Raw genomic sequence first — 12715 nt, 5'->3', positions numbered from 1 at the left:
AGATCGTAGCTGCCAGCAGCGAAGCTCGCGCATCAACCAGAGGGAGGCGCGAGATGGCGAAGATGCGGGCGATCGATGCTGCGGTGCGTATCTTGGAGAAGGAAGGCGTCACCTGCGCCTTCGGCGTTCCCGGAGCTGCAATCAACCCGCTCTATTCCGCGCTGCAGCGGCGCGGCTCGATCCGCCACATTCTCGCCCGCCACGTCGAGGGCGCCTCGCACATGGCCGAGGGCTACACCCGCGCCAAGGCCGGCAATATCGGCGTGTGCATTGGCACCTCGGGGCCGGCCGGCACCGACATGATCACCGGGCTCTATGCGGCGATTGCGGATTCGATCCCGATCCTCTGCATCACCGGGCAGGCGCCGCGCGCGCGACTCTACAAGGAGGATTTCCAGGCCGTCGACATCGAGCAGATCGCCAAGCCCGTGACCAAATGGGCGGTGACGGTGCGCGAGCCAGGGCTCGTGCCGCGCGTGTTCAGCCAGGCCTTCCACATCATGCGCTCGGGCCGGCCGGGGCCGGTGCTGATCGACCTGCCGCTCGACGTGCAGCTCGCCGAGATCGAGTTCGACGACGAGACCTATGCGCCGCTGCCGGTCTACAAGCCCGCCGCAACCCGCAAGCAGATCGAAAAGGCGCTCGAGATGCTCAACGCCGCCGAGCGCCCGTTGATCGTCGCCGGCGGCGGCGTCATCAATGCCGATGCCAGCGATCTGCTGGTCGCGTTCGCCGAGACCGTCAACGTGCCGGTCGTGCCGACCCTGATGGGGTGGGGCGCCATTCCCGACGATCACGCGCTGATGGCCGGCATGGTCGGCCTGCAGACCAGCCATCGCTACGGCAATGCCAATTTCCTGGAGTCCGATTTCGTCCTCGGCATCGGCAATCGCTGGGCCAACCGGCACACCGGATCGATCGAGACCTACACGAAAGGGCGCAGCTTCGTGCATGTCGACATCGAGCCGACCCAGATCGGCCGCGTGTTCAACCCCGACCTCGGCATCGTCTCGGATGCGAAGGCGGCGCTGGAGATGTTCCTCAGCGTCGCGCGCGAATGGCGCAAGGCGGGCAAATTGCGCGAGCGGCAGGCCTGGCCCGCGGCGTGCCAGGACCGCAAGCGCAGCATGCTCCGGCGCAGCGATTTCGACCAGGTGCCGATCAAGCCGCAGCGCGTCTATCACGAGATGAACAAGGCGTTCGGCCGCGACACCTGCTACATCAGCGTCATCGGCCTGTCGCAGATCGGCGGCGCCCAGTTCCTCAGCGTCCACCGCCCGCGCAACTGGATCAATGCGGGGCAGGCGGGGCCGCTCGGCTGGACCTTGCCGGCCGCGCTCGGCGTGCGCGTCGCGGATCCGAAGCGTGAGATCGTCGCGCTGTCGGGCGACTATGATTTCCAGTTCCTGATCGAGGAGCTCGCGGTCGGCGCCCAGTTCAACCTGCCTTACATTCATGTCGTCGTGAACAACGCCTATCTCGGCCTGATCCGGCAGGCGCAGCGCGGCTTCTCGATGGACTATCAGGTCCAGCTGTCGTTCGAGAACATCAATGCGCCCGAGGTCGGCGGCTACGGCGTCGATCACATAGCCGTCGCCGAAGGTCTCGGCTGCAAGGCCATCCGCGTGACCGATCCCGACAAGGCGCAGGCGGCGTTTGCGATCGCGCGCGAATGGATGGCGGAGTACCAGGTGCCTGTCGTGGTCGAGTTCGTGCTCGAACGTGTCACCAACATTGCGATGGGGACCGAGATCGACAACGTCGTCGAATTCGAGGAGGTGCTCGACCTGCCGGTCGACGACACCCCGGCCGAGCCGCCGCGCACCTTGCAGCCGGCCTGATCGCAGCGACCGTTCTCATTCGAGGACCAATTCGAGGACCATGACATGCCGCGCTTTGCTGCGAATCTCACGATGCTCTTCAACGAGCTTCCGTTCGTCGACCGCTTTGCCGCCGCCAAGGCGGCTGGCTTCAGCGGCGTCGAGTATCTGTTCCCGTATGATTTCGACAAGGCGGAGCTGCGCGAGCAGCTGGCGCGCCACGGGCTGACGCAGGTGCTGCACAATCTGCCCGCCGGCAATTGGGCCGCGGGCGAGCGCGGCATCGCGATCCTGCCGGATCGCGTCGACGAATTCCGCGACGGCGTTCGTCGCGCCATCGAATACGCGCGGGCGCTCGACTGCCGCCAGGTCAACTGCCTCGTCGGGATAGCGCCTGATGATGCCGACCCGCGCGAGCTCAACCAGGTGCTGGTCCGCAACCTGCGCTTCGCGGCAACCGCGCTGAAAGCGCAGGGGATCAAGCTCTTGATTGAGCCGATCAACACACTCGACATTCCCGGCTTTGTCCTCAACCGCACCGCCCAGGCGCTGCAGCTGATCTCCGAGGTCGAGTCCGACAATCTGTTCGTCCAGTACGACATCTACCACATGCAGATCATGGAGGGCGATCTGGCGCGCACCGTGCAGAAGCATCTCGCCCGCATCGCTCACATCCAGCTCGCCGACAATCCTGGCCGCCACGAGCCCGGCACCGGCGAGATCAACTACGCCTTCCTGTTCCGGCATCTGGATGCGATCGGCTATCGCGGCTGGATCGGCTGCGAGTACAAGCCGCGGACGACGACGATGGACGGGCTGGGCTGGCTGACCGATCGCGCGATCGTTCCCGCGAGCTGAGTTTACTACGTGCCATTCAGCCCGGGTTTGCTGCCGAGGAAGATGCCGCCGCTCCTGTCTCTTCACGCGAGGCTTATGGATTGCATCGAGCGCTACAGGATGGCGCAGCTTCAATGTTGTTGCGCGTGAGTTTCACTCACGCCTTAGCAGCCACGACAGATGCCGTGAATTTTTGTGTCAATCTTCTTCTGCTCGTCGACCCACTCAGCAGGCCATTGTCCGCCTGCCCAAGGCAACTGCTTCCTGTTGGCAAAGTTGATGGGTACCGTAAAGGTGAAGCTATCGTCGCTCATCTCTGCGGGCGGCTCCGGAAATGGTTCCGCTCGCTCAATCATACTTAGGGCCGCCGTATCGAGTAACTCGGAGCCGGCGCTTTCCACCAGTTCTCTGGAAATCAGTTTCCCCTGCCGATCAATGACAAACTTGACCTTGGCCGTGCCACTTTGACCGGCCGCCCCTGGCGGAAACGTTCTCTTGCTCACTAATAGTATTACAATCTTCTTTTTCCACGCTTCGCGAGCGCTTGCCTGAGCGCCGACACTTTCCGTTTGCGCATATGAGAAAGACGCCGAAGCCAGTAGCAGTACGAACAGACCGGCCAGCGAAGGAATTCTCGCGTTCATAAGCGGATTCCATCACACGCGAAGATAATTCACAACCAAAAATTGCCGGTATGGCGCAGTTGCGCGAAGCGCCCGTCCCGTACGTCGCCAGCGTCGGCTGAAAAGGTCCGCGTTGGGCCAGGAGCGGCCGCGCGTTGTTCCTCAAACTGGGGCGTGCTTGCCAAGCTCGATAGTGCCAGCTATCGTCAACTCCAACATCAAGAGTTGGGCCGACGCCCAGCGCCAACCTGCTCCCCGAGCAAGGTGGCTTTCTTCCTTCGGAAGAAGATGTGGCCGGTCCGGCAACTAAACGGGACAAGCCACCACGGCGTCATGCGCTCCTCTCTTCGAAGAAGGGGACGAGAATGACTGTCGATAGAATCGAAATTGAGCCGGCCGATGCAAGGTCCCAGGACCTGATTAACCTCGTAACCGCGCTGGACGATTTCTTAAACAAGGTCTGCGGGGTGGAAAGGAATCACGGCTCTCCAATTGATCGGCTAGCGCACGACGACACGCAAATGTTTATCGCGCGGATTGCCGGACAAGCCGTTGGCTGTGCGGGGCTGCAGGTGTTCGCGGATGGTACCGGGGAGGTGAAGCGCATGTATGTCGTCACCGAGGTTCGTGCAACTGGAATAGGCAGCAGGCTCTTGACGCGCGTCGTGGAAGCGGCCCTGACCGCCAAGCTGCCGGTTCTGCGGCTGGAAACCACGGAATTTCTTCCCGATGCCCAGAGGCTCTATCGGGCGAAGGGGTTCGTTCCGTGCCCAGCGTATGGCGCTTACGTTTCCAACCCGATCAATTTGTACTTCGAGAGATGGCTGACGAAATGATGGTCGAGGGCGATGTGCCGACAAGGAATAGATGATCAAGTCTGCTTTTAGATTGCTCAAATCCCCATAGCGCTTGCCGCGCCACCCCGCTCAACATGCGCGGTTTCCTCCCTTGGAGGGTTTCGGACGCCGGCCGCCCGAATATGCCGCGCCGTCAATCATGCGGCCGGCATCCGAAACCCTTCACATAAGCGGACATCGCTAAACGACATGATGGCGATCCCGGTCATCTATCCAACGGGTAAAATCGTTTCAAGAACCCGTCGATCTCGCTATCGGCTGCCTGCCAGCGTGCTCCACGTTCGCTTCTCAAGAGACAGAGGCCGAGAAGTTCTAGCGGGCCATCGGCAACAAGCTCAAGCGTCCCTTTCTTCGCGATCCAGTGCTCTTCACTGCCCTTATCGAGGCGGTCGACCGAATATCCGAGTTCAACAAGCGTGAGATACGCTGGGACTTCCGTATTGCCCGCTGCCGCAATAATTTCTTGCGCCATCTCATTTCCCCTACCGCGCGGATAGGCGTCCGAGCATCGCCTCGTTCACTGCAACCTTCCTTGCCCGCAGTCCGCGATGATCGCAATGGGTCAAATGCAGCCATTGAGGGCCTTGGTCGCCTGCTTCTGCTTCAGACCTGAGAGCGGGCTGTGCTCCCACCTGTTTGGACGGTTTGGGATGGGCTAGCCGCCGACATCTTTAGTGCGTCTTTTCATCTTCGAGTCTGATCACGATGTGCTGCGCCAAGCCGGAGTTCGAGGAGCCGCTGAGAAAATCTCCGGCCGTATGTCGGGCTGACGAACGGAGGGCCGTCCTGGGAGCGGACAACGGAGGAGGTTGCGAACGATGATCACGGTGTTCGGAGAGGGCAGAGGCTTCCGTGTCGTATGGCTGCTGGAAGAGATGGAACTCCCATACCGGCTTCGGGACGTGGACCTCCTGGCCGGGGTCGAGAACGACGCCGAGTTCCTGGCGATCAATCCCGCCGGATTCATTCCGGCGATCCGCGATGGCGATGTTACGATGGTCGAGTCCGTTGCGATCATGGAGTACATCCTGGGGCGGTATGGGCCGACAGCGCTGGCGCCCGCGGCACATGATGTTGCTTTTCCTGCCTATCAGCAGTTTCTCCACCTCGGTGAGGCCGGCCTCGCAGCCTCGCTTTATTTCGTTTCGGGAGCCCGGCACCTTGCGCCTGAAAGCGAGCGCAACAACTGGAGCGCGCGTCAGGCGATGAACGTGTTCACGACCCGGTTGAGCCTAGTGACGCGGCAACTGGCGCACGCGCCCTACATGGCTGGCGACGCGTTCACCGCAGCGGACATTTCCGTGGGCTACGCGCTCGAAATGGCGCGGAAGAACGTCGGTGTCGTGTTCGATGATCGTGTGCAAGCCTACATGACGCGGCTGCGCGCCCGTGCCGGCTATCAGCGGGCCCTGGAGACGTGCCAGGCCACGCGGCGCTGGTGGACTAGCTAGGTGGCGGAACGAGAGAGGCGGGTAGCTCGCCGACAGAGTCTTCAACCGACGAAACGATCATTTGCATTCGACGCCGCGCCGCGACATATGACGGCCGCTGAAGACGCCATCCGAGGTCACCGATGTCATCTGTTGCGACCGTGTTTGCACAATCCTTCTTTCACGGCACGCGAGCCGATTTGCGGCCGGGCGACATGATCGCGGTCGGATATGCCTCCAATTTCACCGAGGCGGAGCCGCTGTCGTGGGTCTACTTCACGGCGACGTTGGATGCCGCGATCTGGGGCGCCGAGCTGGCTGCCGGTGACGGACGGGGACGGATCTACGTCGTCGAGCCCACCGGTCCGTTCGTCGACGACCCGAACCTGACGGACAAGAAGTTCCCGGGAAATCCGACGCGGTCTCATCGATCCCGCGCGCCGCTGCGCGTCATTGCCGAGGTCGTCCTGTGGCAGGGGCACGCGCCGGAGGTGGTGAAGCAGATGAAGGAGGGCGTTGCGCGCGCGATGACCGAAGGGCCGGGCATCATCGACTGAACGGCGCGGCGGCATCGCACTGGCGTCGATCCGTCGCGCCCGATGGCTGTTTGCGGACGCTGCTACGCGCTCGCCACGCGGCGTCCTCCGTCCAGAACATCGGAAAAGTCCGGTGGCAAGGTCCGTTCGAACTGGTGTCGACTCACGAAATCTCCTCCTCATGAGCCGAGCCTATCGCCGAGAGGCGAGGGTTGGACCTGTCGTCCATGATTGATCGGAGGCGCCGCTCTGCAGCGTCGCTCGCCTTTCGGCGACGGCATGGTTGAAGAGTTCGAGGACGAGGCCGAATGCCGCCAAGTCCTCCTGTTCGATGGCTCCATCGTCATAGCCCTTGAGGGTCTCGGCGATGATCCCGTCGACCTCCCGTTGCCAGGTCAGCAGATCGTGTTCCGAGCCGGCATTGCGCACCTCCGACACCGCCGCAAGAATGCGGTTGCGGCCGCTGGTGTTGTCCTCCAGTTCATCCCGGTTCAGATAGCGGCGCAGCCATTCGGCGGCCGAACCGATGCCGGAAAGAACGAGCAAGGCGAACCAGAAGTAGTCGCTGTACTTGTCCAGAAAGGTTCGCTCCGTGCCGTTGATCACCGCCGCGGCGCCTCGATGCACGGAAGGCTCGGTCTCCTTCTCCGTGTCGGGTTTCATGATGTGCGAAGCGCCGGCGAGGCCTTGCGTGATCGTGTCGCGGACCGCGAAAAGCTGCCGGTAGAAGGCCGCCGCCTTGGCTTCGGAGAGCCCCTTCTTGGCCAGGATCAGGTGATTGACGCTGATCGTGTCGACCTTGTCCTCCGGCCAGGCCGGTTTCGCGTTGAAGACGCTGGCTGGAATTTCCTCGGCCTCGTAGCGCGGATGCTTCAGGGCAACGGCCTCCGATGCTTCGATCGGAAGAAACGTGGGTGCTCCGCGTGCCCGGGAGGTCGCGGTGATCGCGTCCACCGTGATCTTGCTGTCGAGCGGACCGACGGCGAGATACGCATCGAGGGTGGGGTCTTGCGCAAGCTTCTCGATCTCGTCTGTCCCGAATTGAGCCGTGGCAACCTTATCGGGCTGCACGCCGGAGCCCTCCAGAATGGTCTGGAGCACTGCGACGTTTGCTCCGGTCCGCCCGATGATGCCGACCTTGTGACCTGCCAGATGGGCGATATCTGCGATCTTGCCGCTGGCCTTCTGCTTGGGCTCGTTGCCGCGTCGCCCGGAGGGCGACCACAGCACGACATAGTTCTTGCGCAGGACCGCCAGTGTTTGCGCATCGGGCGGCATGCCGAGGTCGCCGCGGCCGACCGCCAGATCGGTCTTGTCGGCGGCCAGCAGGGCCAGAGATTCGGCCGCTCCCCCGGTCGTGATCGGAGAGAGCCGGACGGTCCGGCTTTCCTCACCGAAGGCGTTGGCCATCGCCTGGACCACCTTGTGGTCGTCGCTCGCCGCCGGTCCGACGGCGATCCGGAGCGTCTCGGGCTGCAACACGTAGACCAGGCCGGCCGCAGCGGCGCCAAAGGCGACAAATCCCAGGGCTAGCACGATCAGCAACCGTCGTTGACGGCGATCGTGAGCACTCCTGACCACATCGGACGATGACATCAGCGGACCCTCTGAGAAAACGCGTGTTGGCTCCAAGCGCACTGGAACTTGGGCGAACCGGTGTCAACCCGGAATGTTCCGCCGCTTCTGGCGAGAGTTGACAGCCTTGCTGGATCGCTTTGGGTCAGGTGGTTGAGGTGGCGACGGTCGCAATCAGGATAGCTCCAGGTCTGCGCATCTGCCTCACCGTGACGTTTATAAGGCCTACACTCCTCGGACGCCAAGTCTCTTTGCAACAGATCGGTTCTATGACCCCTCTAACAAGTCGCGCAATTTTGCCTTCAATCCGCTCCCCCCTGGCCCATCGCCGATCTTTTCGAGCGCGAACCGTGCGAACCCTTGCGCCTCCGCGTTCTTGCCTGCGGCTTTTCTCATATGTCCGAGTGCCCAGGCCATCAGAACGCCCGTGTTGCCGAACCCCTTGAAGTCGCAGGTTTGCCCCGCAAAGGCTTCCGGCGTCACTGTGGTCAGTGGCGACGTGGGCTGCGCCATGAAATCTAGTTGAGCTCTGCCGACCTGCTCATACATTGCGCATGCGTCGCGTGCTGCGGCGTCCATACTCAACTGGTTTGGCTCGTAGTCCCACCATTGATCACCCGGCTGCCTCGCAAGTCTCCTACGAAACAGGCAGTCCATTTCGCGCATGCGCTTAGGCTCAGGTGCTTCTCCCGAGAGGAGTGGTATGGACATCGGCTGAATGCCCATATTGACGGCGAACTTTCCGCCATACCGGCTCCCCTGAACTTCAACTACCTGACATTGACCGCCAACCAGCCGCCAGTAGCGTTGGCTTGTGCCAGAGAACCCGTCCCGCCGGAGTGTTGGCGCGAACTGGCTCCGAATGGCTTTTGGCAGGGACGCTTTGAGATTGCTCACGAGCCAATCAAACGTTCGATTGCAATCCCAGCTGCGCCGATGACTGGCATCTTTGGCTGCTGCGCGCATGCTTCAAGCCGCCGGCCAGCGGCCGCACCACCAGTAAGTTCGCGCCGCCGCATATGACCTCCAATCGAAGCGAGCTTGGTGGTCCGTAGGATACAGCATTGGCGGGGATCGGTCACCGGCTGCAAGAAAATTGCTTTGCAACCCGCCGAGACGAGAGGACCGCTTCGGGTCAGAAGCAGACATGCGGCGACATGCGCAAGAATGGTCACAAATCGCTCACAAGAAAGGGGCGTAGCGTCAGACAGGATCAACTATCGAAAAAGTCTGGAGGTAGGATGCGTTCGAACTCGTGTCGACGCACGAAATCTCCTCCCGGATTGCGCGCCCACACTTCCACCAACTCCTGCAGGATCCACGTCATAGCCAAACCGTCGCACTGCCCGGTGTGGTGATCGTGAAATGGCGGATCATCGGAGAGATTGTTCAGTACGCCCAAGTCGGTCGCTAACTCTTGGACGTCTTGAGACTTGGGAATAATACCGACGAGAAAGGATCTATTGCACGCTTGGCAGGCGACGCGAGCGAGCACGGACACATCGTTATAGATTGAAAGTTTGCGAGGCCCAAAAGGCAGATAGCGAGGAACTCCATCATGAAACCATGCCGGCAGCTCCGCTATCTTGCTTTCTATGTCATAGTAAGAGATGCGCATCATCCAGCCCAAGTTCATAGGTTAAACGCCAATCCTAACCACGCCATTAGCGCTTGGCCAGCGCCCCTTTATTCTTGACCGTAATAAACCCGACCACCCAGAGCCAGCACGGCTCAGACGAAATTTGCCACGATGCCGCTTCGGGTCAAAATGCGAAACACTCGACCTGCGCAATTCCAGTCGGCTGACCGCCCCAGAGCAGACATCAAAGTGGCGGCTCGCCACTTCGCTTATGGGCCAGAAGCTGACGTTTCTCACTCTGGGAGGCGGACGAACAAGTACAATACCGCACGCGACCACCGGCCATTTGCCGAACTTTCCGATAAACGGCGCTTGCTGCGACCCCACGCGCAAATTCCAATATCGCCGGTCGAAATAGAATGTGTGGCACGGCGGGGATTGAGTTGATTTCGCTACGAATGCTTGTTGGTCTGGCTCTAGTTGTGACCTTGCTCTTTGTCGCCGCAGGCGCGGCGACATCGCTCCTTGTAGCTCATGGCGCTGAAGAGATCGCTGGATCTGAGCCGTATTGCATCCAGATTTCTGACGGGGCCTCCGACTACCGGCCCGCACGCGTATGGTTCGACCTGTCGATCTTTAAAATGAGGGCCGAGCACGATGGTCCGCTCTACATGCAGCACCACGCGATCCTCGTTGTCGGCGAACCCACCAATGCGCGCCTATATCACTGGTCGTATCTCCACCGCGCCTTCGAGCCGGGCGTATTAAACGGGCAGATTGAGGGTCGGGGGCCGGCGATTACATGTCTGCAGGTGCGTGACTTCGTGGGTAAGCGGCTGGCACTGATCCCCATGTCGCCGGACAGCTATTACATCAGGTATTCTGGAGGTGAGACATATCTGATCCCAACCGTCTGGCAAGCAGAGTGGAGCGGCGGGTCAAGCCCGAGCTTGCTGCTTGCTACGACCGCTCCCGACTTCCAACCACTCAACCGCCGTCTGATGCCGGTGGAATTTGACAGCAACTCGGTCTTCGTCACGTGGGACCCCGAATGGATGCTAAGTCTAATGAAAGATCCGCCCGGCGGAGAAATTGTCGAGCAAAGTAGAGAGTTTGGTCTCGTGAAGACCAAAACCATCACGCATGGCAAGGACGGCAAGGAGTACGTCGGAAATGGCTATCTTGCTTATGATGACGGTCATGGCGTCAACACCACGATAATAGGCTGCGGCACGCCGTCCGAGGCTGTTCCGAAGTCCTGTCAGCACCGCTTCATCAACAAGGGCCGACACTTCTATTTCCGTCACCGGCCGGAGGACGTGCCCAATTGGCAGAGGATGCAGCAGCGTATCCTTGACTTGATGGCGTCGTTCGAGGTTCACCGCCGCTCGTAGCGAGATCAACCGAGCGGGTTGTCAGGGGAGTCCAAGTTGGTGTCGAGGTCAGCTTCGGGCCATGAGCGTCGATTTGGCCGCACGCCCGCCGGTTCCGATCTACCCCTCACAGCAGACGTGTAGGCGAACATCGGATTTCGTCGGTAAGGGCCAATAGGCGACATGCCGATTGCCAGCCTTTTTGGCTAGACGGACATTTGACCGGGAAAGTGGTCACATTCTACCCCAGCAAAGTACTTCAGCAACGAGATGCTTCTACTTCAATGCAATCTCGTTAGCGGTGCTTAAAGCCACACCAGTACCGAGGATGTGAGTCCCAACACCGCGAGCGGCACGGCGTACAGGTAGAGAACGTAGATGTGAGTCCGCTGTTGTCTCTCGAAGTAGAACAGAAGCTCCATTGTCCTATTGCTGCCTCGTGTCGCCCAGACGAGCGCCAAGAAGATCAGCATGATCAGAAATGGCAGGCCGAAAATAACCCCGGTTAACCAAGCATTGCGCCAAGGTGCGTCCTCACTCCCTATAGCAAGAGCCAACAACGGAGCGGCAAACCCCAAGCAGCCACTAGCCAACAGGCAACGATATAGCCGGCGGTTCCGCCGCTGGAGTGTTTCAGGCGGAATTTCGGCAAATTCGCCACCCTGTCGCGCAGGAGCAATCTTAGAAGCGACCTCTGCTGCGAGGCTTCCGAGAATGCCGCTCAGCAGTTCATGAGGCATGTGCGGTTACCAGGGTCATGCGGACAGTGATTAGTGTGCTAGAGTTGCTGCCCGATTAAGCGTTCGGTTCAATTCTGATCAAGTCGGCTGTGGGTCAAAAGCAGACATGGCAGCCTGACGAGGTGAGCCCGTAGTATCGCCGATAAAGCGCAAGCTGCCGTTGAGGCGTAAAGCCGTCAAGATCACCGGCGCGTTTACAGCGCTCTAGCAATTCTAGAGCGGCTCGGCTTCAGAGACTGCATTTGAACCAAACAACTCTCAAGTGGCCTCGAGCCCGGCCGCTGCGGGGTCACCTCGTCATGGTGACCCCGGCGCAACACCATCCGTTGGCCTTGGCTACCGTGGCTGGCCGCGTCCACCTTCGACATCGGTGGAGCAGGGCCGATATAGCGCCTGGAGTTGCCGGCCGCGAAGGTAGATCGTGCGCGCGGTCATGCCGCCGTGCCGCGTAATCCATTGCCTGACCGCGGCTGGGTAACGATCATAGAGCATCTGCGTGGCTTCAGGGTTGGGAATAGCCTTCCCATCGGGCCCAGGATTGTCCGCGACCCTGAAGCCGAATACGGCTCTCGGGGTCACGCAGATGCTGTCGTGGGGAATGTACGCCAGCACGAGCGTGCAGGCGCCGGCGCAGACGCCGTCGATGATGACGGACGCGCCGAAGTCGCGCAAAAGTTTGAACCTGTCGACATAGTTTCCGATCCGTCCGCCCTGATCAAAAACGATGCGCACGGCAGCATCACTCGGTTGCATGCTCCCAAGCATGAACGCCGCGACCAGCGTCACCTTCACCAGCTTCATCTGTCCATCATCCGATCGACCGAACTCCATCGCCTTGCGCAATAACGGCTGCCGGTTCCGCTTTGGTCAAGAGCTGTCTGCCGGCCATTCCACGATTAGCTTCGATGTGGCCTCCAGCGCAGACATCGCCGCCATCGACCGGGAAGGTCGTGACGGGCCAGAAGCGATCCGAAGAACAAGGGTTGCGCGCTCGTCGGGCAAATCAGTCTGGGCACTTTGTACGCACGTGGTTGAAACGCGCGCCGCCAGGGCTACGGCACGCCGCATCGGACGAATCGAATTCGTCCATGAAATCAAGCTGATCTCGCGCACATCGCTGCGCAGCCAAGAAATCGCTTTCCATTTTTCAGAAATCGTGCATGATGCGTGCATCCTGTCTCGCCGAGAGGGGCGTTGCGCGCGATCGTCACGACACGTGAGGCAGGGATGCGGTGGCCGTGAGATGTCGCAGCATGCGCTTACGCGTATGTGGACGAACGACGCAGCACGGACGCGAAGTCGTGTGGTCCTGGCCTCCCGGTGCTGAGGTCAAGCGCGCGACGAG

14 protein-coding genes and 1 riboswitch are annotated in these 12715 nt (G+C 60.8%); of the genes, 7 read left to right on the top strand and 7 right to left on the bottom strand.

The window, feature by feature from the left end:
- Positions 1-53 precede the first annotated feature (53 nt).
- Both gcl and hyi read left to right on the top strand, forming a co-directional pair.
- Positions 54-1841 carry a glyoxylate carboligase gene (gene gcl / locus QX070_RS24870; protein ID WP_315739802.1) on the top strand — a complete coding sequence of 596 codons (1788 nt, stop codon included), beginning with the start codon at positions 54-56 and terminating at the stop codon, positions 1839-1841.
- Between the two features lie 45 nt (positions 1842-1886).
- The gene (hyi, locus tag QX070_RS24865; RefSeq protein ID WP_315739801.1) at positions 1887-2678 is read left to right on the top strand and encodes a hydroxypyruvate isomerase; all 792 of its coding nucleotides are present in this window, start codon (positions 1887-1889) and stop codon (positions 2676-2678) included.
- Between the two features lie 143 nt (positions 2679-2821).
- On the opposite strand, the gene QX070_RS24860 is transcribed toward hyi, so the two are convergent.
- Positions 2822-3301: an energy transducer TonB gene (locus QX070_RS24860; RefSeq protein ID WP_315739800.1), complete on the bottom strand. Its 480-nt coding sequence runs from the start codon at positions 3299-3301 to the stop codon at positions 2822-2824.
- Between the two features lie 189 nt (positions 3302-3490).
- A riboswitch (SAM-I-IV-variant riboswitch) is annotated at positions 3491-3600 on the top strand.
- Between the two features lie 45 nt (positions 3601-3645).
- Here QX070_RS24860 and QX070_RS24855 point away from each other — a divergent pair.
- Positions 3646-4116 carry a GNAT family N-acetyltransferase gene (locus QX070_RS24855; RefSeq protein ID WP_315739799.1) on the top strand — a complete coding sequence of 157 codons (471 nt, stop codon included), beginning with the start codon at positions 3646-3648 and terminating at the stop codon, positions 4114-4116.
- Between the two features lie 226 nt (positions 4117-4342).
- On the opposite strand, the gene QX070_RS24850 is transcribed toward QX070_RS24855, so the two are convergent.
- Positions 4343-4609, bottom strand: a complete 267-nt coding sequence (locus QX070_RS24850; protein ID WP_315739798.1) for a hypothetical protein — start codon at positions 4607-4609, stop codon at positions 4343-4345.
- 346 nt (positions 4610-4955) lie between these two features.
- Here QX070_RS24850 and QX070_RS24845 point away from each other — a divergent pair, with 346 nt between their 5' ends.
- Entirely contained in the window at positions 4956-5588 is a 633-nt protein-coding gene (locus tag QX070_RS24845) for a glutathione S-transferase family protein (RefSeq protein ID WP_315739797.1), read from the top strand.
- 122 nt (positions 5589-5710) lie between these two features.
- Positions 5711-6124, top strand: coding sequence for an NAD(+)--rifampin ADP-ribosyltransferase (arr, locus tag QX070_RS24840; protein ID WP_315739796.1), 414 nt, complete (start codon positions 5711-5713; stop codon positions 6122-6124).
- A gap of 171 nt (positions 6125-6295) precedes the next feature.
- Here arr and QX070_RS24835 read toward each other — a convergent pair whose 3' ends face one another.
- From QX070_RS24835 to QX070_RS24825, 3 genes are all read right to left on the bottom strand, one after another.
- Positions 6296-7699 carry an ABC transporter substrate-binding protein gene (locus QX070_RS24835; RefSeq protein WP_315739795.1) on the bottom strand — a complete coding sequence of 468 codons (1404 nt, stop codon included), beginning with the start codon at positions 7697-7699 and terminating at the stop codon, positions 6296-6298.
- A gap of 246 nt (positions 7700-7945) precedes the next feature.
- Entirely contained in the window at positions 7946-8575 is a 630-nt protein-coding gene (locus QX070_RS24830; protein ID WP_315739794.1) for a DUF4304 domain-containing protein, read from the bottom strand.
- 316 nt (positions 8576-8891) lie between these two features.
- Positions 8892-9314, bottom strand: a complete 423-nt coding sequence (locus tag QX070_RS24825) for a hypothetical protein (protein WP_315739793.1) — start codon at positions 9312-9314, stop codon at positions 8892-8894.
- A 362-nt stretch (positions 9315-9676) separates the two neighbouring features.
- Here QX070_RS24825 and QX070_RS24820 point away from each other — a divergent pair, with 362 nt between their 5' ends.
- Complete coding sequence (locus QX070_RS24820; protein ID WP_315739792.1) at positions 9677-10651, top strand: hypothetical protein; 975 nt, start codon at positions 9677-9679, stop codon at positions 10649-10651.
- A gap of 284 nt (positions 10652-10935) precedes the next feature.
- On the opposite strand, the gene QX070_RS24815 is transcribed toward QX070_RS24820, so the two are convergent.
- Positions 10936-11370: a hypothetical protein gene (locus QX070_RS24815; RefSeq protein ID WP_315739791.1), complete on the bottom strand. Its 435-nt coding sequence runs from the start codon at positions 11368-11370 to the stop codon at positions 10936-10938.
- Positions 11371-11706: 336 nt separating this feature from the next.
- The gene (locus QX070_RS24810) at positions 11707-12171 is read right to left on the bottom strand and encodes a hypothetical protein (protein WP_315739790.1); all 465 of its coding nucleotides are present in this window, start codon (positions 12169-12171) and stop codon (positions 11707-11709) included.
- Between QX070_RS24810 and QX070_RS24805 the strand changes: the two genes are divergently transcribed.
- Positions 12134-12697 carry a hypothetical protein gene (locus QX070_RS24805; protein ID WP_315739789.1) on the top strand — a complete coding sequence of 188 codons (564 nt, stop codon included), beginning with the start codon at positions 12134-12136 and terminating at the stop codon, positions 12695-12697. The genes QX070_RS24810 and QX070_RS24805 overlap by 38 nt on opposite strands.
- Positions 12698-12715 lie beyond the last annotated feature (18 nt).

The organism is Bradyrhizobium sp. SZCCHNR1093 (assembly GCF_032381175.1).
Taxonomy (GTDB): Bacteria; Pseudomonadota; Alphaproteobacteria; order Rhizobiales; family Xanthobacteraceae; genus Bradyrhizobium.
Note: the sequence above shows the minus strand (reverse complement) of the source record. Positions and strands in the feature narration are given on the sequence as shown.

What these genes read in the sequence shown, in the direction of transcription:
- QX070_RS24815 (WP_315739791.1), bottom strand. Translation starts at nt 11,370, where the DNA reads ATGCCTCATGAACTGCTGAGCGGCATTCTCGGAAGCCTCGCAGCAGAG.
- gcl (WP_315739802.1), top strand. Translation starts at nt 54, where the DNA reads ATGGCGAAGATGCGGGCGATCGATGCTGCGGTGCGTATCTTGGAGAAG.
- arr (WP_315739796.1), top strand. Translation starts at nt 5,711, where the DNA reads ATGTCATCTGTTGCGACCGTGTTTGCACAATCCTTCTTTCACGGCACG.
- QX070_RS24810 (WP_315739790.1), bottom strand. Translation starts at nt 12,171, where the DNA reads ATGAAGCTGGTGAAGGTGACGCTGGTCGCGGCGTTCATGCTTGGGAGC.
- QX070_RS24855 (WP_315739799.1), top strand. Translation starts at nt 3,646, where the DNA reads ATGACTGTCGATAGAATCGAAATTGAGCCGGCCGATGCAAGGTCCCAG.
- QX070_RS24850 (WP_315739798.1), bottom strand. Translation starts at nt 4,609, where the DNA reads ATGGCGCAAGAAATTATTGCGGCAGCGGGCAATACGGAAGTCCCAGCG.
- QX070_RS24860 (WP_315739800.1), bottom strand. Translation starts at nt 3,301, where the DNA reads ATGAACGCGAGAATTCCTTCGCTGGCCGGTCTGTTCGTACTGCTACTG.
- hyi (WP_315739801.1), top strand. Translation starts at nt 1,887, where the DNA reads ATGCCGCGCTTTGCTGCGAATCTCACGATGCTCTTCAACGAGCTTCCG.
- QX070_RS24845 (WP_315739797.1), top strand. Translation starts at nt 4,956, where the DNA reads ATGATCACGGTGTTCGGAGAGGGCAGAGGCTTCCGTGTCGTATGGCTG.
- QX070_RS24825 (WP_315739793.1), bottom strand. Translation starts at nt 9,314, where the DNA reads ATGAACTTGGGCTGGATGATGCGCATCTCTTACTATGACATAGAAAGC.
- QX070_RS24805 (WP_315739789.1), top strand. Translation starts at nt 12,134, where the DNA reads ATGAACGCCGCGACCAGCGTCACCTTCACCAGCTTCATCTGTCCATCA.
- QX070_RS24835 (WP_315739795.1), bottom strand. Translation starts at nt 7,699, where the DNA reads ATGTCATCGTCCGATGTGGTCAGGAGTGCTCACGATCGCCGTCAACGA.
- QX070_RS24820 (WP_315739792.1), top strand. Translation starts at nt 9,677, where the DNA reads ATGTGTGGCACGGCGGGGATTGAGTTGATTTCGCTACGAATGCTTGTT.